The sequence below is a fragment of the Ectobacillus sp. genome (assembly GCF_056992975.1).
On sequence record NZ_JBXKMX010000280.1, the window covers coordinates 1 to 7,104 of the forward strand.

The 7,104-nt window shown below is 38.8% G+C and carries 8 protein-coding genes; 7 read left to right on the forward strand and 1 reads right to left on the reverse strand.

The genetic code is table 11. The features are described from left to right. Positions 1–514 precede the first annotated feature (514 nt). Complete coding sequence (rpsA, locus tag AC11ZT_RS12845) at positions 515–1,657, forward strand: 30S ribosomal protein S1 (protein ID WP_484059981.1); 1,143 nt, start codon at positions 515–517, stop codon at positions 1,655–1,657. Between the two features lie 12 nt (positions 1,658–1,669). Then, positions 1,670–2,740 (forward strand): type 2 isopentenyl-diphosphate Delta-isomerase, encoded by a 1,071-nt coding sequence (gene fni / locus AC11ZT_RS12850; RefSeq protein WP_484059982.1) that lies wholly within the window; start codon positions 1,670–1,672, stop codon positions 2,738–2,740. A gap of 115 nt (positions 2,741–2,855) precedes the next feature. On the opposite strand, the gene AC11ZT_RS12855 is transcribed toward fni, so the two are convergent. Further along, positions 2,856–2,990, reverse strand: a complete 135-nt coding sequence (locus tag AC11ZT_RS12855) for a YpzI family protein (RefSeq protein WP_484059983.1) — start codon at positions 2,988–2,990, stop codon at positions 2,856–2,858. Between the two features lie 104 nt (positions 2,991–3,094). On the opposite strand from AC11ZT_RS12855, the gene AC11ZT_RS12860 reads away from it, so the two are divergent. From AC11ZT_RS12860 to AC11ZT_RS12880, 5 genes are all read left to right on the forward strand, one after another. Further along, the gene (locus tag AC11ZT_RS12860; protein ID WP_484059984.1) at positions 3,095–3,700 is read left to right on the forward strand and encodes a YphA family membrane protein; all 606 of its coding nucleotides are present in this window, start codon (positions 3,095–3,097) and stop codon (positions 3,698–3,700) included. Further along, positions 3,697–4,587: a YIEGIA family protein gene (locus tag AC11ZT_RS12865; protein WP_484059985.1), complete on the forward strand. Its 891-nt coding sequence runs from the start codon at positions 3,697–3,699 to the stop codon at positions 4,585–4,587. Before AC11ZT_RS12860 ends, AC11ZT_RS12865 begins: the two co-directional genes overlap by 4 nt. Continuing rightward, entirely contained in the window at positions 4,584–4,769 is a 186-nt protein-coding gene (locus AC11ZT_RS12870; RefSeq protein ID WP_379968538.1) for a capping complex subunit for YIEGIA, read from the forward strand. The genes AC11ZT_RS12865 and AC11ZT_RS12870 overlap by 4 nt, the downstream gene beginning before the upstream one ends. 121 nt (positions 4,770–4,890) lie before the next feature. Continuing rightward, positions 4,891–6,201 (forward strand): ribosome biogenesis GTPase Der, encoded by a 1,311-nt coding sequence (der, locus tag AC11ZT_RS12875; RefSeq protein ID WP_484059986.1) that lies wholly within the window; start codon positions 4,891–4,893, stop codon positions 6,199–6,201. 17 nt (positions 6,202–6,218) lie between these two features. Then, on the forward strand, positions 6,219–7,104 hold an 886-nt coding region (locus AC11ZT_RS12880), incomplete at its 3' end, for an NAD(P)H-dependent glycerol-3-phosphate dehydrogenase (protein WP_484059987.1).

Sequence of the window (7,104 nt, forward strand, 5' to 3'; positions counted from 1 at the left end):
CGATGCAATTGCACTTGATACGACTTCTTTGTCGATTATGCAAGTAGTAGAGAAAATTATGGATATTATACATACAAAATTAACATAATATAAAAGAAAAGCCTCCATAATGTGGAGGCTTTTCTAGCCTTTATCAAAATGGGAAAATTAGTCATACATTTTGCAATTTGAAAATTAAAATGAATACTTGACGTATTATTTGAAGCAGGAGCAAGTTCATGTAAAGATACAATTTACTTGACAAATTCCCTGATTTATTAGAAGTTAGTAAGAGGAAAATGTTTTCAAACTATTTCAGTACTAGTTAGATTTCCTTTTGTTATAATGTAGAGGTTATATCGATGAACACTGAATTTTTGATTTCAATGTGAAGTTATAAATTACATTGAAAGAAGAGACATTAGAGATTCCTCCGCAGCAGATGCGAGTAGTAATTCAGCATGCAAATGGAAAACTTATTTCCATTTCGTATATACATAAAGAGGCTTTGCCATTTTAGTAGGGAGGTATTTCCATGGTAGAAAAGATGAATGAAGAAGTTACACCGTTAGAAGTAGGTAATGTTGTAACGGGAGAAATTGTAAAAGTAGAAGAAAAACAAGTGCGTGTAGATGTTGGCTACAAAACGGAAGGTATTATTCCTATTAGTGAATTAGCTAACGTTCACATTGAAAAAGCAAGCGATGTTGTGAAAGAAGGGGAAACTCTTCAATTAAAAGTAATTAAACTTGAAGAAGACGATTTAGTTCTTTCCAAACGTGCCGTAGATGCTGAACGTGCTTGGGAAGATTTATATGAAAAATTCGAAGCGAAAGAATCATTCGAAGTAACAGTTAAAGATATTGTAAATGGTGGTTTAGTTGTAGATCTTGGCGTAAGAGGTTTTATCCCTGCATCTCTCGTTGAAACACACTACGTTGAAGATTTCACAGACTACAAAGAAAAAACAATTGTGGTTAAAATCGTAGAATTAGAACGCGAAAAAAATCGTGTGATTCTTTCTCATAAAGCTGTTGTAGAAGAAGAATTAGAAGCTAAGAAAAAAGAAGTGATTCATTCTCTACAACCTGGGAATGTAGTAGAAGGTACTGTACAACGTCTTACTGACTTCGGTGCATTTGTAAATGTTGGCGGAGTAGACGGATTAGTACATATTTCTCAAATTTCGCATGAACGTGTAGGAAAACCTTCTGATGTACTTGCAGAAGGACAATCCGTTAAAGTGAAAATTCTTTCTGTGGATGCCGATACTGGACGTATTTCTCTTTCTATAAAAGCAGCTCAGCCTGGTCCTTGGGATACAGTTATTGAAAAAATTAAGGCTGGAGATATCGTAGAAGGTACTGTGAGACGTCTTGTTACTTTTGGTGCATTTGTCGAAGTGTTACCTTCTGTAGAAGGTCTTGTTCATGTATCGCAAATTTCAAGTCGCCATATTAAAAATCCAAATGAAGTATTAGAAGTTGGACAAACGGTGACAGTAAAAGTTCTTGAAGTAAATGCAAAAGAAAAACGCATTTCATTAAGTATGAAAGATGCAACAGAAGAAAGTAATGACTATGAAGAAGATTTCAGTAAGTACCAATCCACTTCAGAATCAGCTTCATTCCAGCTTGGTGATATAATTGGAGAACAATTAAAAAAGCTAAAAAAATAATAGGTGATGACTGTGACGAGAGCAAAGCGAAAAATTGATCATGTTCAGTACGCGCTCTCTACTGGTCAGTCTCGGGCGCAAGGGTTTGATGACGTATCCTTCGTTCATCAAAGTTTACCGAACATAGCGCTTACAGACGTTTCATTGCACACAGAAATAGGCGAACTTTCTTTAAGTTCGCCTATTTATATTAATGCAATGACAGGCGGCGGTGGAGAAGCGACGGAGCGTATCAATCAGGCACTTGCAGAAGCTGCGCGTGAAAAAAACATTGCAATGGCAGTCGGTTCTCAGATGGCTGCAATAAAGGACGAGACAGAAGAACGGTCCTATAAAATAGTAAGAAAAGTAAATCCAAATGGAATTGTGTTTGCAAATCTAGGTAGTGAAGCCACAGTGGAACAAGCTAAGCGAGCTGTTGCTATGATAGAGGGTAATGCTATTCAAATTCATTTAAATGTGATTCAAGAGCTTACAATGCCTGAGGGCGATCGTGATTTCACTCACGCACTTGAGCGAATGGAACGAATCGTGAAGGAGGTCGGCGTCCCAGTTATTGTCAAGGAAGTAGGGTTTGGGATGAGCAAAGAAACAGTCCGCCAATTAACTGATATCGGTGTACAATTAATTGACGTAGGTGGCTTTGGGGGCACAAACTTTGCTTCTATCGAGAACGAACGGAGAAAGCGTATGCTCACCTACTTTAGTGAATGGGGCATACCAACTGCAGTATCCCTCATAGAGGGATTAAGTGAGACAAGCAATAAAATGGTATCTTTCATAGCATCAGGAGGCATGCAGACGGCACTCGATGCTACAAAGGCGCTTGCAATTGGTGCATCTGCAGTAGCATTTGCGGGTTATTTTCTGAAGGCTTATATGAATAATGGTATGGAAGGTCTCCTTGATGAAATTGATATCATCCACACTGATATAAAGTATATGATGACAGCCTTAGGTGCTAGGTCGATCGAGGAACTTCAAACTACACCACTTGTTATTAGCGGTGATTCTTTTCATTGGTTAACGCAAAGAGGTATTGATACAGCTTCATACAGTACTAGAAAGCGGTATAGTAACTAAGCTATACCGCTTTTTTCTTCGTAAAAACAAACATCAATTGGTATCAGATAAAATTATTCTCTCCTACAACATGCACATTTTCTGATTAGTTCCCAAGTAAATCCCTGTTCACCTATTATTTCTTATTGTCTTGTCGCGCTTGTTCTGGATTGTCCAGACGAGTTGCTCCGTTGTAATGAATGGATTGATCACGGTCCGATTCCACTCTACGCGATTCACGGAGTTTTTTTTCCTGCCGGTCCTTGCTCATTTGTATCACCTCCTAATTACAAGTGTTTCTGTCCTTATTTATTTTATTCGTCCGATTATTTCTCATACAATGTACCCATAATGGGGAGGATAGGAGGTAGAGCGATGGAGGGTGTATATTTTTATATTGTTTCTTGGTTCGGATGGTGGATTGCAACATTTTGGATGAAACAAACCGCTAGCCGTATTTACATAGCAACCGGGTTCCTGTTACTTCTTATAAGTTCAGGCATTCATATTTCGGTAGGAGTACTTTTGATTTCTGGAAGCTTGTTATTTATTTTAATGCTTTGTTTACTTGGCTTATGTCAGTATCCTTGGTGGAAGACGCTATACCTTTTTATTTGTATGGGAATAGTCGCTATGTTTTATGCAACCATACAGCTTATGGTCTTGTATGATCCAATTTGGTTTTTGAAGGGGAATTTATGGATAAGTAGCAGTGTGATGGCTCTATTGCTCTTCCTTATGGTTCGTACGTATCGAGAAAAGCTTCTTGTATTGGGAATAAGTATAGTGCAGGGAGAGACGATGCTTTCTGTCGTATTATGGAAATTCCAATTTCATAACGAAATCGGAACGTTCTATTCACTGGATGTATTAATGTGTGCTTTCTGCTTAGTAAGTATATACACGGCGTTTGGGAAAAGTAAATTCTTGTTAGAGTTATTTAAACAAAAACAAGTTCGGGAAGGGAAAAGCAGTCTATGAATCAATTCACCTATCCAATACTAGTAGGAATTGTGTCTGGAATGCTGACACGACTTATTATGTTGAAAACCGATTCTCGGCAATATCCTACAAGACTTCATGGTAAAATTGTTCATCTTGCGATGGGGTTTATTGCTGCCACGTTAGGAGCGGTGGCAATTCCATCAATTATGAGTAAAGATTTTTCTGCAATTACGTTTTTAACTCTTGCGGCATCACAATTTCGTGATGTGAGAAATATGGAGCGAAATACATTGCAATCGATGGATGCTTATGAACTTGTACCACGTGGACATACCTATATAGAAGGGATTGCACTTGTGTTTGAGAGCCGCAATTATTTAGTTATTCTTACTTCGCTTGTTACAACGTTTGCTTATTTAGCTCTGAATTCAATTTATGCCGCATTAGGCGTTGCTGCATTGAGTTTTTTTCTATCAAAGCATTTGATGGCTGGGAAGAAACTATGTGATATTGCGAAAATTGATCATATTCCGCTTCGCTTTGAAGGAGCGGGTTTATATATTGATACAATTTACATTATGAATATTGGCTTACCTGCGCGGCAGAAGGAAATTTTACAATATGGTATGGGCTTTCTATTAACGCCTAAGTCGTCGGATGCAAGAATTACACTTGCTAATTTAGGACAAAGACAAGCCATCTTGCATGATGTTTCAGTTGGATTAGGTGTCATTCGAGATGCAGGAACGCCATCCCTTGTTCCGTTAGCAAAATTAGATTTAAATGATGGAAGAGTCGGGGTGTTTGTCCTTCCGCAGGAACGGGATATAACAAAGGCAATCCGCGTGATAGAAAATGCTCCAACACTTGAAAATGCAATTCGAATGTCCTCTCAGGCAGGGAAGGAGAAACCTACTAGATGATGATTGAAAATTATATTTTAGCCGTTATTACAACAGATGCTACTAAATTTGCTGGCGGCGCTCCTTTTTTTACTTGTTCATCAGTACAGGAAATGGAATTTGTTGCTTCTAATTTAGAAGCAATTTTAGATGGAATCGCACATCGATTGCAAGAAGATGTATATATTATTGTGAAACACTAATAGATTATGATATAATGAATTTGTTTTGATGCTAAAAAAAACTGTGGTTGATCGTCAATCCCTTCTTGATGAAAGAAGGGTTTTTTTACATAGCACAACAGAGGAAAGGATGACAAAAAATATGCCAAAACCGGTGATTGCAATCGTAGGACGTCCGAATGTAGGGAAATCTACGATTTTCAATAGAATTGTTGGAGAACGAGTATCCATTGTGGAGGACGTTCCTGGCGTGACTCGAGATCGAATTTATAGTTCAGGAGAATGGCTTACCTATGAATTTAATATTATTGATACAGGTGGAATTGATATTGGGGATGCACCATTTTTAACACAAATCCGTCAGCAAGCAGAAATTGCTATCGATGAAGCAGATGTTATTATCTTTATGACAAATGGTCGTGATGGCATTACAGCAGCGGATGAAGAAGTATCCAAAATTTTATATAAATCAAAGAAACCCGTTGTGCTTGCAGTGAATAAAATAGATAATCCAGAAATGCGAGAAGATATCTATGATTTTTATTCACTTGGCTTTGGAGAACCATTTCCAATCTCAGGTTCGCATGGCCTAGGGCTTGGTGATTTGCTTGATGAAGTAGCTAAGCATTTTCCTGAAGATATGGAAGACCAGTATGGCGAGGATACCGTAAAATTTAGTTTGATCGGCCGGCCAAATGTAGGAAAATCTTCGTTAGTAAATGCGTTGCTCGGTGAAGAACGCGTTATTGTAAGTAATATTGCAGGTACGACTCGTGATGCTGTCGATACCCCTTATACGAAGGATGGAAAAGAATACGTCATTATTGATACGGCAGGAATGCGAAAAAGAGGGAAAGTATACGAAAGTACCGAGAAGTATAGTGTGCTACGCGCATTACGTGCTATTGAACGCTCAGACGTTGTCCTTGTCGTATTAGACGGCGAAGAAGGCATTATTGAGCAGGACAAAAAAATTGCTGGCTACGCGCATGAATCAGGGAGAGCCGTTATTATTGTTGTTAATAAGTGGGATGCGGTAGAAAAAGATGAAAAAACGATGAAGGAATTCGAAGAAAAAATCCGGGCACATTTTTTATTTTTGGACTATGCTCCGATCGTATTTTTATCAGCAAAAACAAAAAAACGCATTCATACCTTACTACCGATGATTAATACAGCAAGTGAAAATCAAATGATTCGTGTTCAAACAAATGTGTTAAATGATATTATAATGGATGCTGTTGCAACGAACCCTACACCAACACATAATGGAAAACGTTTGAAAATTTTCTATGCTTCACAAGTAGCTGTCAAGCCGCCTACATTCGTGGTATTTGTAAATGAAGCGGAGTTATTACATTTTTCTTACGAACGTTTCCTAACAAATCGGATTCGGGATGCATTCGGATTTGTCGGAACTCCTATTAAAATTATAGCTAGAACACGAAGCTAGAAGGAGGGTGTAGAACGATGAATAAAGTTGCAGTTATAGGAGCAGGTAGTTGGGGAAGCGCGCTTGCTATGGTGCTCGCAGACAACGGTCATGAAGTCCGCCTTTGGGGAAACCGGATAGAACAAATAGAAGAAATTAACACCAAACATACAAATACTCGTTATTTGCCTGAAGTTGTTTTGCCATCAAGTATTAATGGATATCATTCCTTGGCACAGGCATTGGACGGAGTGGAGAACATATTACTCGTTGTACCGACGAAAGCGGTTCGAGAAGTACTTCGTAAGATGAAGGAGCTTTTGTCTTACCCTGTTACGATCATTCATGCAAGTAAAGGAATTGAACCAGATACGTTAAAGCGGATATCTGAAATGATTGAAGAAGAAATACCGGCCAATCTACTTCATGATGTAGTCGTTTTATCCGGGCCAAGCCATGCAGAAGAGGTGGCGCTTCGTTATCCTACGACCATTACTGCTGCTTCTAAAAATATGAAAGCTGCAGAAATGGTTCAAGATTTATTTATGAATCAATACTTTCGGGTTTATACGAATCCAGACATTATTGGGGTGGAACTCGGCGGAGCATTAAAAAATATTATTGCGCTAGCTGCAGGAATGACGGATGGCATGGGCTTTGGCGACAACGCTAAAGCTGCACTTATGACACGCGGATTAACTGAAATTGCCCGGCTTGGTAGGAAAATGGGGGCGAATCCGCTAACATTTGCGGGATTAGCAGGCATGGGCGATCTAATCGTAACGTGTACGAGTGTGCATAGTCGAAATTGGCGTGCGGGAAATATGTTAGGAAAGGGTCATTCTCTTGATGAGGTATTATCCAGCATGGGCATGGTTGTAGAAGGGGTGCGTACTACAAAAGCTGCATACCAGCTAGCCAAAA